Origin of the sequence: Rhizobium lusitanum, from assembly GCF_014189535.1 — a bacterium.
GTDB lineage: Bacteria > Pseudomonadota > Alphaproteobacteria > Rhizobiales > Rhizobiaceae > Rhizobium > Rhizobium lusitanum_C.
On the sequence record NZ_CP050307.1, the window covers coordinates 1,527,591 to 1,543,847 of the forward strand.

Genomic DNA, 16,257 nt, shown 5'->3' on the forward strand with positions numbered 1-16,257 from the left:
GGGCTGTGCATTTGAAATTCCGAAGTACTATGACGCTTTGGTTAGCCAGATCAGCACACAACCGTCGTACGCGCCCTTCCGACTGCACCCGTGATGCTAGATCAAAATATCCAAAGCAACGGCGAATTAAATCATTATTTCTCGAAGCAATCGCTTCGATTAGAAATTCGTTTGGCCCGCTGCCCCGCAGTCGGGATGTCAGGATTGCGATAGAAGGAGCCGGTGCATGACGATTGAACAGATCGACACGCTAATCGTCGGTGCAGGCCAGGCCGGGCTGGCGGCGAGCGAACATCTCACCAACAACAACGTCTCTCACCTCGTCGTTGAGCGTAATCGCATCGCCGAACGCTGGCGCAGCGAACGTTGGGACTCTCTCGTTGCTAATGGCCCGGCTTGGCATGACAGATTTCCCAGCATGACCTTTGCCGACATCGATCCGGACAGTTTCGCGCCGCGCGACAAAATCGTCGACTACTTCGTTGCCTTTGCAGAAAAGATCGCCGCGCCAATCCGTTGCGGCGTCGAGGTCAAGGCTCTCAGTAAGCTTGAGGATGGTTCGGGCTTTCGCGCGGAGACATCCCAGGGCGTGATCGAAGCGAAAAACGTCATCGTCGCCACCGGGCCGTTTCAAAAGCCGATCATTCCTGCCCTTTTGCCGGCAGATACCGGCATTGTTCAGATCCACTCTGCCGCCTATCGCAATCCAGCGCAATTGCCTGCAGGGGCCGTGCTTGTCGTTGGCGCTGGCTCCTCGGGCGTGCAGATCGCCGACGAACTGGCCCGTGCAGGACGGTCGGTTTATCTTTCGGTCGGCCCGCATAACAGACCGCCCAGAAGCTATCGAGGCCATGATTTCGTCTGGTGGCTGGGGGCTTTGGGACTTTGGGACGTCAAGACCAACGACCCGGCACTTGAGCATGTGACGATCGCGGTCAGCGGCGCACGTGGCGGCCACACTGTCGATTTCCGTGACCTCGCGGCCAAGGGTATCATCCTTGTCGGTCGTGCCGAATCTTATCAGGGCGGAATGATGCGCTTCGCGTCGGATCTGGCGAAGAATATCGCTGCAGGCGACGCGGACTATCTCTCCGTGCTCGACTCGGCCGACGCTTATATCGCCCGCAAGGGATTGAATTTTCCCGAAGAGCCCGAGGCCCGCATCATCGGCCCCGCGCCACAATGTGCGATCAAACCCGTGCTTGAACTCGACCTCGCCAAGGCCGGCATCACCTCGATCATCTGGGCTACCGGATACAAGCTCGATTTCAGCTGGCTCAATCTCGATGCGTTCGACGAAAAAGGCCGGCCGGACCATAAGAAAGGCGTCTCAAAAGTGCCCGGACTTTACTTCGTCGGTCTCGCATGGCTGTCGCGCCGGGCATCCCCATTCATATGGGGCGCATGGCATGATGCCAAATATGTTGCCGAGCAGATTGCGTCGCGCGCTCGGTAGCAGGTGCGAGCACAGCCTCCCCAACCCTCTTTCCCAGGCCTGTCACAGGAATCTAACGCACTGAGGTCCTTGAGTGCATCCGGAGGTAATTGAGGGAGGAGACGAATCTAAGCCGCGAGGCGCTTTGTCAGCCGCGATAGCATCGCCTGGCACTGGCTGAGCTGGTCGAAGCTGACGAACTCATCCGGCTTATGTCCCTGATCCATACTGCCCGGGCCGCAGACGATAACCGTCGTCGAGAGCGCATCCTGAAACAGTCCACCCTCGGTCCCGAAGGCCACTTTGATGCGATTGCTTTGGCCGGAAAGCGCGATGGCTTGCGTGGCGATGGCACCTGACGCGTCAGTGCCGAGGCCGGGATATTCATTGAAGATATCGAGCCGAATCTCGGCTTCCGGAAACTGCTGGCGTTCGCCGGCTGTGATCGCCTCGGCCCGCTCAAAGAACTGGTCCATGATCGTTTTGGGATTGTCGCCGGCGATGTTGCGGATCTCGAACAGCATCTCGCATGTGTCCGGCACGATATTGAGCGCCGTGCCACCCTTGATGACCCCGGCGTGCAGCGTCGTGTAGGGCACGTCGTAATCCGGATCGCGCAGTCCATTGCGCTCGATCTCGGCCTGCATGGCGCGGATTTCGGTGAGGAAATCCGCGGCGAGATGGATGGCATTAAGCCCGGTCGGCGCCAGTGCCGAATGAGCGGCATGACCGCAGCAGGTGGCACGGACGCCGGTCTTGCCCTTGTGACCGGTGGCGACCTGCATGAAGGTGGGCTCGCCGATCAGCACCCATTCAGGCCGAATGCCGGCCTTGGCGAGTTCTCCCAGCATTGGCCGCACGCCAACGCAGCCGATCTCTTCATCATAGGACAGTGCAAGATGCAGCGGCCGCGCAAGGTTCGCATCCTTGGCCATCACCAGAGCCTCGATAGCGCAGGCGACGAAGCCTTTCATGTCGGCCGTGCCACGGCCATAGAGATTGCCGTTGCGGGCCGCCATCCTGAACGGATCACTCGACCAGGCCTGGCCCTCGATCGGCACCACGTCGGTGTGTCCCGACAGCACGACACCGCCGGCGCCCGGAGGACCGACAGTGGCAAACAGCGAGGCCCGGTCACCGCCCTCGCTGGGATAAAGCGCCGCTTCGATCCCACCCTGCCGTAGCAGCTCTGCCACGTAGCGGACAAGATCGATATTGCCGTCACGACTGACAGTGGGAAAGGCGATCAGTTTCTCGAGCGTCGACAAAACCCGGTCCATGGGCCACCTCCTGTTTTTCGTCTCAGAGATCCGCCATCGCAGCGAGATAGCTCTTGTGAATATGGTCCGAGCGGATGTCCCGGGCAACCGCCGTGCCCTTGGTGATGATCCCGGAATCGCATGGGCCGTAAACTGTCGTCTTGCCGGTGGTTTCATCGGTGATCGCGAGATCGCCGTCAAGCAGCGTCGCATGATCGTGAAAGGCATAGACGACGCGGTACTTGCCCTTGGTGGCGCTGTATAGGCCGCCGAAAACAGCCGTTCCCAAGGTTCCGAACAGCAATTTTCCGGCGACCTTGATCGGGCCTTCGATCGTCGTGGCGCCGATTTCTTCCGGCGCACCCCAAGCATCGAGTTCAACCCTGTCCATCGAGAGTTTGAAAGGCAGCATGTGGTGTTTTCTCTTTTTATGTCGGTTTCTTATATCAGGGGTAGAAGTTCGGCTATCTCGCGCTTGACGGCAACTGCCCTTCGGCCAGCGGTGCGCCATCGAGTTCCTCATGTTTGGATGCCCCTTTCGATGCAAGGACTTTTTTGACCGCTGGAGCGAGTGATCGGGTGCGCACATGTTTCAGACCTCATATTGCGGCCATGACATGCCGCGGGCCGGTATGGTGATACGCGGACTGGACTCCAAATCAGTGGAACGAGCTAAAAGCTCCCTGAGAACTACTGGTTTGCCCAATCCCGATCTGTTCGATCATTTGCCCATGCGGATCATGTCCTCCTCACATAGCCGGCACTCCGAATAAGAACAGTTGCAGTCAGCAAACTGATCCAGTCGGATCTCTATAATCCTCGTTGCGTGCGAGCATGGCCCAGACCGTTCGCGCCATTTTGTTCGCCATTGCAATAGCCACCAGCATGCGCGGCTTTCGCGCGAGCATGTTCGAAAGCCACGATCCCGGTTTGCCGCCACCGCGCCCTTTCCAATGCACGACGGACATCGCACCGATGATCAATAGTCGCCGGATGTCTCGCTGCCCCATCTTCGAGGTGCGACCGAGCTTCTGTTTGCCTCCGCTCGAGTGCTGCCTCGGAACGAGACCGAGCCAAGCAGCAAAGTCGCGACCACATCGGAATTCCTGCATCGAGGGTGCGAAGCCCGTGATTGCCATTGCGCAGATCGGGCCGATACCAGGCATTTTTTGCAGCCTGCGAACGACATCGCTTTTCCGCGCTTCAGCAGCAATATGACGGTCGATCTGATCGATTTCGCCGTGCAACTGCTCGATCTTGCTCAAATAAAGTCGGCTCATGCTCTGCACCAGCTCCGGGAGGTTATCCGACGTGATCAGGGCCGCGAGGCGATCAACTTTGTCGAGACCTTTGCCGACTATGATACCATGTTCAGCTAAGTGTCCACGCAGAGCGTTCACCATCTGCGTTCGCTGGCCAACGAGCAGATCCCGTGTCCGGAAAAGCATGGCACGCGCCTGCTGTTCAGATGTTTTTACAGCAACGGTCCTCATCGTTGGTCGCATCGCAGCTTCTGCGACAGCCTCAGCATCTGCAGCATCATTCTTCTGGCGTTTGACGAAAGCCTTTACATGGACCGGCGGGATAAGGCGAACGTCATGGCCGAACCCTGACAACTCGCGCCCCCAATAATGGGCCGTGCCGCAAGCCTCCATCGCAATTACGCAAGGTGGCAGTGCCGCCATGAATTTTGGAAACTGAAGACGCGAGAGTTTCTTACGAAACAATACCCGACCGTCCTGTGCCGCACCGTGAACTTGGAAAACCTGCTTTGCGAGATCAACGCCAACAATGCTAACTTCATCCATGGATGCCTCCTCCTTTGTAGGTGACGTAAAGCATCACCATCATGGCACAGTGCGATGCCGGTGGGAGGGGCATCCAACCCATCAGTGGAAATCAACAACCAGGGTTAAAGATGTGGTATCAAACATCATTTATCGAAGGTAGGTGAAGTTCAACCTCCTGTCGTTGTTTCTCGTCCATCGGTTCGATGTTCTCCTTCCAGAACGCTTCTGCCTCCGCTGGCTCGTTTTCCCATTTCCGGGTGCTGATGATGTTATCATCGACCTTCGCACGTCGGCGGCCGCCGAGCTGCATGTATTCCTCTGCCAACTTCAATGACGGCGTTTTGTTTGCGGCACCCTGCTGAACTCGATCCTGATCGCCCTTCTTGTTCAACAGGGTAAGCAGGGCGTCGTGCTCCGGCCCGCGGGGCGTCTGACGGAGAAAGACCTCTACGGATAGGCGCGTTTCATGGCCGCCAGAGGACCGATTGCCGCGATGGAGAATAACGATCTGTTCGGTGACCGGGTCTTCCGCGAGGAGCCATTGGTCTCCATTCGAGCTGGCTGCAAATTCCTGCAAGTTTTCCAAGGCGGTTTCCTTTCCTGATTCAGTTGTATTTGCGTCGCAGCATTTCTGCTGCGCCCATATCGCGGTTATTGGTTTGGCGGCGATGCCTTGCCGAGTTTTACGGACGGCTCCCTTCCCCAGACACGAAGTTTGCCAAGCTCTGCGACGAAGGTGGAAAGACCTTTCTCGCCGGGAAGGACCAGAACGCCCTCGTCAAGCGAATCCGCGATGCCAGCCTTTGCCAAGAGCGGCATTGCAGACTGGTCGAAGCCGATGAACTTGCAATGTTGGAAAGCGTCGGCAACAAAGTCACGCGCCGCCGCCTCGTTGACAAGGTCTGCAATCGCGTAGGCCGACGTCAGCAGTGCCACCGCATCGAAAAGGACGGATGGGCCACCATCGATCATATGATGTGCCTGGATCCAGGTTCCATCGGACGCCGTAACACCGCCGACCTTCGGTGCGATCAGTTCGAAGACGGCCTTTTCTGCAGTGATGGCCGCAGTCAGCCCTTTTAACAGTTTGATATCGACACCGTCGGTGACAAGGATGCCGAGCTTGCGACCTTCGAAACGCTTCGGGCCACGTGCCACGATGCTAAGCGCCGGCGAGGGCTTGAGATCCTGACGGGTCGGCACTGCAGCATCAGCCGGCTTTGGCATTGACCGGAAGCCGAGCTTTTGTGCGACGGTGTTTGCCAAGGTCTCATCGATATTGAGGAGATGAGACACCATGCGTTCGCGGATCGCGGGCGTTTCGACCTTGCTCAGCTCGAACGTCAGGGCTGATGCGATGTGACGTTGTTCCGGTGTCGTCTGGCTGATGTAGAATTGCCGGGCCTGGCTGTAATGGTCGGCAAAGCTTTCGGAACGCAGGCGGGCCTTCGTTCCCTGTTCTTCCGCCGCGAAGTGGCGGTAGCCTCGCGTGGGCGACTCCCGCGGCCCCTCCCCGGAGGAGTTCGGCTCGTAGTTCAGCCGGCCGGTCGGGTTGTGCATCGCCATGTGGCCGTCCTGCTGGAAATGCGAAACGGGACACTTTGGTGCGTTGATCGGCAGGTGGGTGAAGTTCGGGCCGCCGAGGCGCTTCAACTGCGTGTCGAGGTAGGAGAAGTTGCGGCCCTGCAGCAGCGGGTCGTTGCTGAAATCGATGCCGGGCGGAACGTTCTGGGTCATGAAGGCGACCTGTTCGGTCTCGGCAAAGAAGTTGTCGGGCATGCGATCGAGCACCAGGCGGCCGATTGGTTGCGGCTGCAAGATTTCCTCCGGAATGATCTTGGTCGGGTCGAGCACGTCGAAATCGAAACTGTCAGCGAATTCCTGATCGAAGAGCTGCACCTGCAACTCCCATTCGGGAAAATTGCCTGACTGGATCGAGTGCCACAGATCACGTCGGTGGAAATCGGGGTCGGCGCCGTTGATCTTGACCGCTTCATTCCAGGCAACGGACTGAAGGCCGAGCTTTGGTTTCCAATGAAACTTAACGAAGGTGGATTCGCCTTTGGCATTGACCAGCCGGAAGGTATGAACGCCAAAACCTTCCATGAAACGGAGGGAGCGAGGGATGGTTCGGTCCGACATGGTCCACATGATCATGTTCATGCTTTCAGGCGTCAGGCTGATAAAGTCCCAGAAGTTGTCGTGAGCGGTTTGAGCTTGGGGGAACGCCCGGTCCGGCTCCTGTTTGGCGGCATGGATAAGGTCTGGAAATTTGATTGCGTCCTGGATGAAGAAGACCGGGATATTGTTGCCAACCAAGTCCCAATTTCCCTCCTGCGTGTAGAGCTTGACGGCAAAGCCGCGAACATCGCGCGCCAGATCGGCCGACCCTTTGTTGCCGGCCACCGTGGAGAAGCGGACAAAAGCTGGGGTCTTCTGGCCGCGGCGTTGGAAGAGATCGGCCTTGGTGTACGCCGCCAGAGATTCATATGTCTCGAAATAGCCGTGAGCACCATAACCACGGGCGTGGACGACCCGTTCGGGAATGCGCTCATGGTCGAAATGAAAGATCTTTTCCCGAAAATGGAAGTCGTCCACGACTAGAGGCCCTCGAGGACCAACGCGGAGCGAATTCTGATCGTCCGCCACCGGCCCGCCTTGCGCTGTCGTCAGCACTGGGGCATCGCCTTCCGTGAATTGATGAAGTTCACCGCCAGCGCCGCGTCGGAGCCTCTGGTCATGGATAGTCACCATTTCGGGTTTCGGGGCGGGGGATGCGGTCGTTACTTTCTTGGCCATCTAGGCCTCCTGTAAGTTTCGAATGCGAAGGACACCAGCAAAACAAAAGGCCGCCTCGAAAGGGCGGCCTGATGAGTGTCGGTGACTGGCTAGCTGGCTTTTTTCAACGACCCTTTGGCATTCGCCGAGGACTCGCCCAGCGCCGTCAGCTTCTTGTCGGTCGCGATCTCCTCTTGGAGGGTGGCGTCCAGCAGGGGAATTGCGTCCGTGATCCCAAGCTGCTTTGCCCAGGACTTCAGCGTACCATAGCGAGCAATCTCATAGTGTTCGACGGCCTGCGCCGAAGAGATAAGGCCAGCATCGAGCGCTGCTGTTCCCTTGTACTCTTCCATGATCTCTTCGCCTTCGGCCAGAATGCCCTGGATGGCCTCGCAGGTCTTGCCGCGAGCCGGCTTTCCAATTAATTCGAACACCTGTTCAAGGCGTTCGATCTGGCCCTGGGTTTCGTCGCGATGCTTGAGGAAACCCGCCTTGCCTTCTTCCGATTGCGCGGCACGCGCCATCCTCGGCAAAGCTTTCAGGATTTGCTTTTCAGCGAAGTAGATATCCTTGAGCGTATCGAGGAACAGGTCGTGCAAGGTCTTTTCGGTCGCCATCGTTAAATCCAATCAAATTTTCGAGGGGTGGTGCTAGCTAACCAGTGAACTCCATCGAAGTTCCACGCGGTCCCCCGATTCTTCGCCGGCGATTGCTATGGCAGCAACGCTTTGCATAGGCGCGGTCCAGTTCGGACCCTTCACGGGGGCGTGATTGATTGAGAGTCAAATGAACCAGAACATTGTCTAATTCTGCGGCAGGACCGATCCGCTGATTGGCAGTAAGAAAAGAACAGCCTTCTGTACAACGAGGCGTTGGTGCACCGCTCAGCGACAGGGCAGCATTTGGTCTTTGATACCTCACTTATTTCGTTGCTGCCGTCGGTGCCTTGCATCGAACGGATTTCGGGCGCGCGCAGGCGAGCATTCGGTTCAGAATGGCGACGCCGATCGTGGCCTCTGTCTGCTGAGCACGGAATGAACGAGCGCGCAAACGCGGCCCGATGATGACCGCCTCTTGTCTTGCGCCGGGACGCAGCCCAACCGCTAAGCGCTTCCAGCGTTACCCAAAGGGTCAAACTGCCACGACGACGAAGGCCCGCCTCGTACTCCGGCCAGTTCGTTACTTTAAATTTCATCTTGCTGATACGGTGTCGACGGGCGGTGTTGTGCTTATACGGCATGCCGGACCAATCAAGCTATGTTTGATCGCTGCCGCTTAGAGGCAAAACATTGAAATTTGATCCCTGCACCAATTCTCACTTTGGGAGCAAGTTGTCGAGATGTGAAAGCAAGTGTCTAGTGCTTGAACGAAACCAATTCCAAAATTGTGGACCGCTTCTTTCGTGAGATTTGCCGCCAATTCGAACGACTGGATGTCTTGCACTCGCAGCGGATCGACAGTCAGCGCGACCAGCATATAGCGGCGATCAAATGGCCGACAAACTCGATGAAGCGTCAGGCTTCAGACGCAACGCTTTTAGCTGCGGTCAAACGTAAACGATGTCAGCAAGGTCGTGACAAAATTGCTCGCCTTTTCTTTAACGAGCACTTCCGTCCATTCATCTGTCCCGCGCAGCCTTAGGTCCGAATAGATGCTGTCGACGGCTGCCTCTTCGATACGCTTGACGTGACTCATGAACGCCGCCTCTCCGTCTGTGCGATACAGATCACGGATGACCATCCGCAGGATTTCCTGAATCGCGATCTGCCAGGCCGTATTAATGGCCTGAAGCTCGCCGGTATTTTCTGGCATGGAAACTCCCGTGGGTGATTAATATTCAGCAACGATTTAAACGATGCTGATTAGGTCGACGTTGCTGCAATGTCGGAGACAGCCGGCATTCAATGCACGCCGCACGTAAAGCAGAGATAGATAGACTGCCGGCCTTATAAGGGATGTCGCTGCTAGGCTTGCCGAGCCTTGCGGTTGGCATAGCGCCTGTCGCGGTCTGCCTTTCGAGCGGCTTCATCTTCAATCAAGCGAGCCATACGGCCTGTTTCGGCTGTCTCGCGCGCTTCGATTTCGGCGCGGGCTGCAGCAATTACGGCTTCCTGCCGCTCGGCCGCCTCAGCCACCAGCCGCTCTTGCTCCTCAAGCTTGACCCGCTCGCGCTCAAGCCGCCGCTCTTCTCTGGCCGCGGCAACGGCCACGCGTTCCGCCTCCCGCGCCAACCTGGTCGGCTCGGCCGCAGCCTGCGCCGTGCGATAGGCAGTCAGGAGAGCCGTCTTTGCCTGCGTAGCGGCGGCGCGGCGATCGGTAAGGTCGTTGTTCTTGGCGTTCTTCAAGTCTTCATCCTGGGATTCGGGTTATAAAAGATCAGGGCTTCCTGGCGCGTTTGACCAGAAGCGAAGCGGTCGCCGCGGTGCGGTCCTGCAGTTCCTTTGCGAGGCGCGCTTCACGAAGGCGCAGCGTCTTTTCCTCACGGGAACGGGTCAGGAAGTCGAGTTCATCGACGGCGTTGTTGCGCGCAAAGAATTGCGATTGGGCATTGCCGAAGGCAACCTCCGCCTGCTGGCGAGATTTGCTGAATGTCTGTGCCATGGTGTTTCCTGGATTGAGGCCGGATCAATACGGCAATAAAAAAGGCCAGGCAATTTGCCTGACCTTGGGTTGGTATCATGCTCTCAACAGTGCCAGTACATCCGTGGTCAAAGGAAAGCCGATACCGGGTGCGTTAGGCAGCCTGGAGATTGCAGGCCGACATTTTGCCCGACTTGTTGTCGCGCTCCAGTTCGAAGCCGATCTTCTGGCCTTCGACGAGTTCGCGCATACCTGCACGCTCGACGGCAGAGATGTGGACGAACGCATCGGCGCCGCCATTGTCAGGCTGGATGAAGCCGAAGCCCTTGGTGGAATTAAACCATTTAACTGTGCCAGTGGTCATGATGAACCCTTTCATAGCAATAGAGAGACCACAACGCTCTCGCGTTGCGGATGGTGATAACGATTTTTGAAATGAAGGTTCGTTCAGGGCGCGGTGCCAAACGCGCGGTAACCAAAGCTCAGCAAGCAAATATCGACAACTCTTACTTAGGCTGCCCGCATCGAGTTGTCAACTTTTAGTTTTTCAGAAGACCAATTCTCGACATATGGTTGCAGTCGGAAACTTTACATCCAGCCGGAATTCTCGTTGCCCTGCTCCGTCGCAATTTCGAAAGTGGCCACACCGTCCTGGACCTCGCCCGCTTCGATATCTCCGGCATTGGAGTAGAAACGCCTTATAATCGGCCGTGCCAATTAAGTGTGGTGCTGATCTACGGTGGACGTGCTAGCTTGCCTTAGGGCGTCGGTACAACGGTTGTGTTGGCGGCGCTCCTGCCGAGTGATGACCCGCTACGCGAGTTTTCGGCCCATGAGGGCCATTTCCGTGTCCAAAGAACCGATTGTCCATTTCGAGGCGGCGAGTACACTTGCCGTCGTGGTCTCATCGAACGAGCCGTTGCTGTTCCTGTCCTCAGACCAGAAGGTTATTGCGGCGAGCACATCGTTTTGCCGAACTTTCGAGATCGATCCTGCGACAATTCCCGGCAGAGCACTCAGTGAGCTTGGAAACGGTGAGTGGGAAATGCCCAGGCTCGCCTCGCTTTTGAAGGCGACGGCCTCCGGGAGCGCAAAGATCGAGGCCTACGAAATTGACCTCATTCGGCCACATCAGAAGACACGCCAGTTGGTCGTCAATGCACAAGTTCTTGACGATGGTGACAAGGACCGTATCCGGCTGCTAGTGGCCCTCTCCGACGTGACCGACGCGCGCGCCGAAGCAAAACTGAAAGATGACCTCGTCCGGGAGAAAGCAATCCTGATACAGGAAGTCCAGCACCGGGTCGCAAACAGCCTTCAGATCATTGCGAGTGTCCTTATGCAGAGCGCACGTCGGGTGCAGTCGGAGGAAGCGCGCGGACATCTTCACAACGCTCATCACCGGGTCATGTCGATCGCGGCCGTTCAGCGACAACTCTCCACATCGAGCGGCGGCAATGTCGAGCTTCGCAGCTATTTCACCCAGCTTTGCGAGAGTCTAGGCGCATCGATGATTGCTGACGAGAACCGGTTCTCGATATCGGTGACAGTGGATGACAGCGTCGTCGAAGCGGACGTCTCCGTAAGTCTGGGGCTTATCGTGACCGAATTGGTGATCAACGCTCTCAAACATGCCTTTATTGAACAGCAAACGGGAAGGATCGCGATCGACTATCGCTCGACGGGCAGCGACTGGACACTTACGGTCGCTGACGACGGCGTCGGCATGCCGACTGGCAGTGTCGCTGCCAAGGCTGGACTAGGCACAGGCATCGTCGAGGCGCTCGCCCGGAATCTACAGGGTGAGATCAAGTTGAGCGACGTAAGCCCTGGAACCGCAGTGATCATCAGTCATCGCGGGGATGCCGCCCGTCGAACCAGAATTCCAGCGGCCGCCTAGGAACTGACCTTTCACCGAAACGTTATCAGCTGAGTCCAGGGTTCCCCGCTCACACAAAAACCGAGTGACATATGTTAAATGGCAAGGCGGTCATCCTGGTGGTCGAGGACAGCGCGCTTATTCGAATGGGCGCCGTGGACCTGGTTCAATCTGCGGGCTACGAAGCGCTCGAGGCGAGCAACGCCGAAGAGGCCATTCGCATTCTGGAATCGAGATCCGATATCGACCTGGTCTTCACCGACGTGGAAATGCCGGGAACCATGGACGGCATCAAGCTCTCCCACTACATCCGTAACCGATGGCCGCCGGTAAAGCTGATGGTTGCCTCCGGCAGGGCTATCCTCCAAGAGAGCAGCCTTCCCGAGGGAAGCCAATTCTTCTCAAAGCCTTATAGCGATCATGCCATCGCAGACGCGATGGCCAGGATGCTTTTGGGCAGCTGATATCTCACGGATGCGCGAGTAAGGGTGTCCGGAGTCTGATCGCACACCGGCTTGACGTTTACCGCGCCCGCGCCGTGGCTTGGTCAGGACGAGAGAGTTTTGTGAGTTGTTATTGCCTCTTGGACAGGAGTACTAAAGCTGGTGTGAAAAAACATCCAAGGGTGACCCCGTGAAGATTTGACTTAAACCGTTGAAATACAACCCGTTTTGCGGAGAAGGCAGCGATTATACCGGCGGTGCCCATGACCCCATTGATGTTCCGATTTTCCTATCAGTTTCAATTTTTTGCAGGAGATCTCAATGGGGGCATTGTTCAGAGCTGGTTCACAATGTGCCTTCGAGAGGAAGCATACGCTGTTCCTGCCGGGTGAGGCATGCAGCGCTCGGCCACTTCAGACGGAGGTCGATGCCAGAACCAAGGCTGGGATCAAAGCGGAACTGCTCGACGCTGCTACTCTTCGGGAACGACATGGGCTTCATCGGCAGGCAGCCGTCGACAGCGCGATTTCAGTATCAGCCGATCCGGTGCAACTCACCGCATCATTGCTTCGAAACGCAAAAATCCACGGCACCGAATCTCTAATTTTATCAGCACTGCATGAAACCTTTGTCATCTCGGCACGTTGCTGTGGCGGACCCGCCGCGGCGCAGCCGGCCCATGGCCGATAAGCGCTCGCGTAGGGAATTTCATGCCGAAATCTGTCAAGCTTATCTCCATCGGGACTGCCGTCCCTCCTCATGTCATCGATCAGCGTGACGCCGCACTCGCATCCCACCAAGCATTTTCATCCCGCTTTCCAGACTTCGAACGCTTGGCAAAAGTCTTCGAAAGCTCCGGTATCAGACGTCGATATGCCGTTCGTCCGCTCGACTGGTATCTCAAGACGCCGGGCTGGCCAGACAGGAACGACGCCTTTATCGAGGGCGCGAGCTCCCTGTTCGTATCAGCCGCAACTAAGGCGTTGCGTTCAGCCGACCTTTTGGCGACAGATATCGATACGATAGTTACCGTTTCATCCACTGGCATCGCCACGCCGAGCCTTGAGGCGCGGGTCAGTGCACAGATGGGATTTCGCGCCGACGTCGAGCGCGTTCCCGTTTTCGGGCTCGGTTGCGCCGGTGGCGTTTCAGGCTTTTCCATTGCCTCGCGACTAGCTGCGTCCAGGCCGGGTTCGGTCGTTCTGCTTGTCGCAGTGGAGACCTGCACGCTTGCCTTTCGCATCGATAAGCTGACGAAGGCCAACATTGTCGCAACCGCTCTATTCGGTGACGGCGCGGCGGCCTGTGTTCTTCGTGCGACGGATGACGGCATCGCCGAAGTCGAGATGAGCGGCCAGCATACCTGGCCCGACACGTTGGACATCATGGGCTGGAGCGTCGAGCCGGAGGGGTTGGGCGTGATCTTCGATCGGGCGATACCGCCGTTTGCCGAGGCGAACATTAAGCCTGCCGTCGCGTCCATTCTGGCGCGCTCCAACCTGACGATTGACAACGTCGACCGGTTTGCCTGTCATCCCGGCGGTGCGAAGGTGATCGATGCGCTGGAATCGGCGCTTGACCTTGGCCAGGGCACATTGAACCACGAACGCGATGTCTTGTCGGATTATGGAAACATGTCCTCTCCAACGGCATTGTTCGTCTTGGAACGGCTGATCTCCGCCGGTTTGCCGCGGCGCACGCTGCTCACCGCCCTGGGACCTGGATTTACGCTGAGTTGCGCGTCCTTAAAGGCGGCAGCATGATCTGGCCGATCCTGCTGTTGACGGCGGTAACCCTTGAAAGGCTGGGCGAACTCGGGCTTGCCAGAAGCAACACGCAGATCCTGATGGCAAGGGGAGCTGTCGAAATCGCAGCCTCACACTATCCGGCGATCGTCGCATTGCATGCTGCATGGCTCCTCGGGCTCTGGCTTCTCGCGTGGGATATGCCGGTTAATCTGGCATGGGTCGCAGTCTTCGCAGGTCTTCAGATCTTGCGGCTCTGGACCCTGTCCACGCTTGGTCGGCGATGGACGACACGGATCATCGTTGTGCCCGGAGAAACGCTTGTGGCCGAAGGGCCCTATCGTTTTGTGCGGCATCCGAATTATGCTGTTGTGATCGGCGAAATCGCGGTTCTTCCGATGTGCTTTGATATGCCGCTTTATGCGCTCGGGTTCACGATCGCCAATGTTCTGATCCTTGTGATACGTATCAAGGCCGAGAATGCAGCCCTTTCAGGATTGTCCCATGCAGAACAGGCCTGACCTCCCACACTCTGCCATCAACCCTCAGCTGGTGTGGACAGGCTTCATGGCTATGTGCGTCGGCATGTTCATGGCGATTCTCGATGTGCAAGTCGTTGCGACGTCGCTGCCGACAATCCAGTCAGCGCTTGACATCGATCCGGATCAAATGAGTTGGATTCAGACCGCCTATCTCATCGCCGAAGTTGTTGCGATACCGCTGACGGGATTTCTGACCAGGTTTCTGACCATGCGATGGTTGTTCGTCACCTCGCTGACGCTGTTCGTCATCGCGTCCGCTGGCTGCGCCACGAGCAGCAGTTTCGGTGGCCTCGTTTCTTGGCGCGTTCTCCAGGGTTTTTCCGGCGGCACCTTGATCCCATCCGTCTTTTCTGCCGTGTTCATTCTCTTCCCGAAAGAGCGCCAAGCCGTCGCCACCACGGTCGCAGGAGTGCTGGCCGTGCTCGCCCCGACCGTCGGACCCATCGTTGGCGGCTGGCTGACGGAAACCTATTCCTGGCATTGGCTTTTCCTGATCAACGTCCTGCCGGGCATTGCTGCAGCGCTGGTAGCCCTGCGGTCATTGCCGCGTGAAGATATAAATACTTCCGAGCTTCGGAATCTGGATGGGCTGTCGCTCGTCCTGATGGCCGTCAGCCTTGCGTCTTTGGAACTCGCGCTGAAGGAAGCACCGACAAGCGGCTGGATCTCGGTCTATATTGTTACTTTGTTGTGTCTATCGACCGCATCCGGATGCGCATTTGTCTGGCGGTCATTGCATCGGACACGACCGCTCGTAGACCTCGACAATTTCCGCGATCGAAACTTTCTGACAGGTTCGATCCTCAGTTTCGTTCTGGGGATCGGACTGTTCGGGTCAGTCTATCTCATGCCGGTTTTCCTGGCGTTCGTCAGGGGACACAACGCGCTCGAAATTGGCATGACCATGCTCGTGACCGGGACGGCGCAACTGGTGACGGCCCCGATCGCCGTCGCACTGGAAAAGCGCGTGGACGCCAGGCTGCTATCTGCCGCCGGCTTCACGGTTTTTGCCATCGGCATCGCCATGAGTGGGTTTCAGGACCCGCGTTCAGACTACGACGCCATGTTCTGGCCGCAGGTCGTGCGCGGCGCCGCCATCATGTTCTGCCTTCTGCCGCCAACGCGTCTGGCGCTGGGTAGACTGTCGCCGGACAAGGTGCCGGATGCGAGCGGGCTGTTCAACCTAATGCGGAATCTGGGTGGCGCGATCGGCATCGCCCTGATCGACACGATCATTTACACCCGCTCGGAGCCGATCGGGCGAACGCTTCTGGCACGCCTGCAGGCGGGGGACACGGATGCAGCCACGTTCATTGGAGTTCCGCTACAAGCCATCGCGGATCACAAGGGCGCCCTAGATCAGAAGACAATGGCAATGCTTGATCCTTTGCTACAGACCGCCGCAACAGTTCAGGCGCTCAACGAAGCGTGGATCGTCATGGCGGTTCTGACGGGCTGCGCGATACTGTGTCTGCCATTTGCCAGACCGGTTGCTCCGGCAGAGTGATCGCATGAAGGTACAAGGTCGGCCAACCGTCATTCTGCGTAAAACGTTTGTCTTCCCGTAAAACTGATGAACCAGAGAATTGGTAGATCAAAATTCAACATTCTCAGTCCATGCAATCGCGAACGAAAATAACGTGATTGATCCAACATGCAGCTTAGTGACGAGGCGGGTCTTCGTGGTGCGAGCTCCGTGTGTGGGTGCTACCGTCGGTGGAACTAAACTGAGATCGAGAGGCCAGCTTAGAACAGCCGGCTCTCATTGTGTCATGGCGGACGCTGGAATTAGCGCCGGGCTAACCT

At 57.4% G+C, this 16,257-nt stretch carries 17 protein-coding genes and 1 pseudogene; 7 read left to right on the forward strand and 11 right to left on the reverse strand.

Features of this window, described 5'->3' with window-relative positions; translation table 11 throughout:
- The first annotated feature begins 226 nt into the window (after positions 1-226).
- The gene (locus tag HB780_RS10080) at positions 227-1,456 is read left to right on the forward strand and encodes a flavin-containing monooxygenase (RefSeq protein WP_183687362.1); all 1,230 of its coding nucleotides are present in this window, start codon (positions 227-229) and stop codon (positions 1,454-1,456) included.
- 107 nt (positions 1,457-1,563) lie between these two features.
- On the opposite strand, the gene argE is transcribed toward HB780_RS10080, so the two are convergent.
- From argE to HB780_RS10135, 11 genes and pseudogenes are all read right to left on the reverse strand, one after another.
- On the reverse strand, positions 1,564-2,715 hold the full coding sequence (gene argE / locus HB780_RS10085; RefSeq protein ID WP_183687364.1) for an acetylornithine deacetylase: 1,152 nt from the start codon (positions 2,713-2,715) through the stop codon (positions 1,564-1,566).
- A 22-nt stretch (positions 2,716-2,737) separates the two neighbouring features.
- The gene (locus tag HB780_RS10090) at positions 2,738-3,106 is read right to left on the reverse strand and encodes a cupin domain-containing protein (RefSeq protein ID WP_183687366.1); all 369 of its coding nucleotides are present in this window, start codon (positions 3,104-3,106) and stop codon (positions 2,738-2,740) included.
- Positions 3,107-3,479: 373 nt separating this feature from the next.
- Positions 3,480-4,502, reverse strand: coding sequence for an IS110 family RNA-guided transposase (locus HB780_RS10095; RefSeq protein WP_183687368.1), 1,023 nt, complete (start codon positions 4,500-4,502; stop codon positions 3,480-3,482).
- Between the two features lie 118 nt (positions 4,503-4,620).
- Positions 4,621-5,070, reverse strand: coding sequence for a hypothetical protein (locus HB780_RS10100; RefSeq protein WP_183689721.1), 450 nt, complete (start codon positions 5,068-5,070; stop codon positions 4,621-4,623).
- Between the two features lie 65 nt (positions 5,071-5,135).
- Positions 5,136-7,238: a catalase gene (gene catE, locus HB780_RS10105; protein WP_435693882.1), complete on the reverse strand. Its 2,103-nt coding sequence runs from the start codon at positions 7,236-7,238 to the stop codon at positions 5,136-5,138.
- 134 nt (positions 7,239-7,372) lie between these two features.
- The gene (locus tag HB780_RS10110) at positions 7,373-7,879 is read right to left on the reverse strand and encodes a YciE/YciF ferroxidase family protein (protein ID WP_183687372.1); all 507 of its coding nucleotides are present in this window, start codon (positions 7,877-7,879) and stop codon (positions 7,373-7,375) included.
- A gap of 440 nt (positions 7,880-8,319) precedes the next feature.
- Positions 8,320-8,502 (reverse strand): annotated as a pseudogene (locus HB780_RS10115) (IS5/IS1182 family transposase); the annotation flags it as partial.
- Between the two features lie 296 nt (positions 8,503-8,798).
- Entirely contained in the window at positions 8,799-9,074 is a 276-nt protein-coding gene (locus HB780_RS10120; protein ID WP_183687374.1) for a hypothetical protein, read from the reverse strand.
- Positions 9,075-9,226: 152 nt separating this feature from the next.
- On the reverse strand, positions 9,227-9,607 hold the full coding sequence (locus tag HB780_RS10125) for a DUF6481 family protein (RefSeq protein WP_183687376.1): 381 nt from the start codon (positions 9,605-9,607) through the stop codon (positions 9,227-9,229).
- A 31-nt stretch (positions 9,608-9,638) separates the two neighbouring features.
- Positions 9,639-9,863, reverse strand: coding sequence for a hypothetical protein (locus HB780_RS10130; RefSeq protein ID WP_034479759.1), 225 nt, complete (start codon positions 9,861-9,863; stop codon positions 9,639-9,641).
- 133 nt (positions 9,864-9,996) lie between these two features.
- The gene (locus HB780_RS10135; RefSeq protein WP_003504088.1) at positions 9,997-10,206 is read right to left on the reverse strand and encodes a cold-shock protein; all 210 of its coding nucleotides are present in this window, start codon (positions 10,204-10,206) and stop codon (positions 9,997-9,999) included.
- Positions 10,207-10,689: 483 nt separating this feature from the next.
- On the opposite strand from HB780_RS10135, the gene HB780_RS10140 reads away from it, so the two are divergent.
- From HB780_RS10140 to HB780_RS10165, 6 genes are all read left to right on the forward strand, one after another.
- Positions 10,690-11,742 (forward strand): sensor histidine kinase, encoded by a 1,053-nt coding sequence (locus HB780_RS10140; RefSeq protein ID WP_183689680.1) that lies wholly within the window; start codon positions 10,690-10,692, stop codon positions 11,740-11,742.
- Positions 11,743-11,813: 71 nt separating this feature from the next.
- The gene (locus HB780_RS10145; protein WP_183687378.1) at positions 11,814-12,185 is read left to right on the forward strand and encodes a response regulator; all 372 of its coding nucleotides are present in this window, start codon (positions 11,814-11,816) and stop codon (positions 12,183-12,185) included.
- A 300-nt stretch (positions 12,186-12,485) separates the two neighbouring features.
- Entirely contained in the window at positions 12,486-12,854 is a 369-nt protein-coding gene (locus HB780_RS10150; RefSeq protein ID WP_183687380.1) for an FAD-binding oxidoreductase/lyase, read from the forward strand.
- A 20-nt stretch (positions 12,855-12,874) separates the two neighbouring features.
- Positions 12,875-13,927: a type III polyketide synthase gene (locus tag HB780_RS10155; protein WP_183687382.1), complete on the forward strand. Its 1,053-nt coding sequence runs from the start codon at positions 12,875-12,877 to the stop codon at positions 13,925-13,927.
- A complete protein-coding gene (locus HB780_RS10160; protein WP_183687384.1) occupies positions 13,924-14,430 on the forward strand; it encodes an isoprenylcysteine carboxyl methyltransferase family protein in 507 nt (168 codons plus the stop codon). The genes HB780_RS10155 and HB780_RS10160 overlap by 4 nt, the downstream gene beginning before the upstream one ends.
- On the forward strand, positions 14,414-15,958 hold the full coding sequence (locus tag HB780_RS10165) for a DHA2 family efflux MFS transporter permease subunit (protein WP_183687386.1): 1,545 nt from the start codon (positions 14,414-14,416) through the stop codon (positions 15,956-15,958). Before HB780_RS10160 ends, HB780_RS10165 begins: the two co-directional genes overlap by 17 nt.
- Positions 15,959-16,257 lie beyond the last annotated feature (299 nt).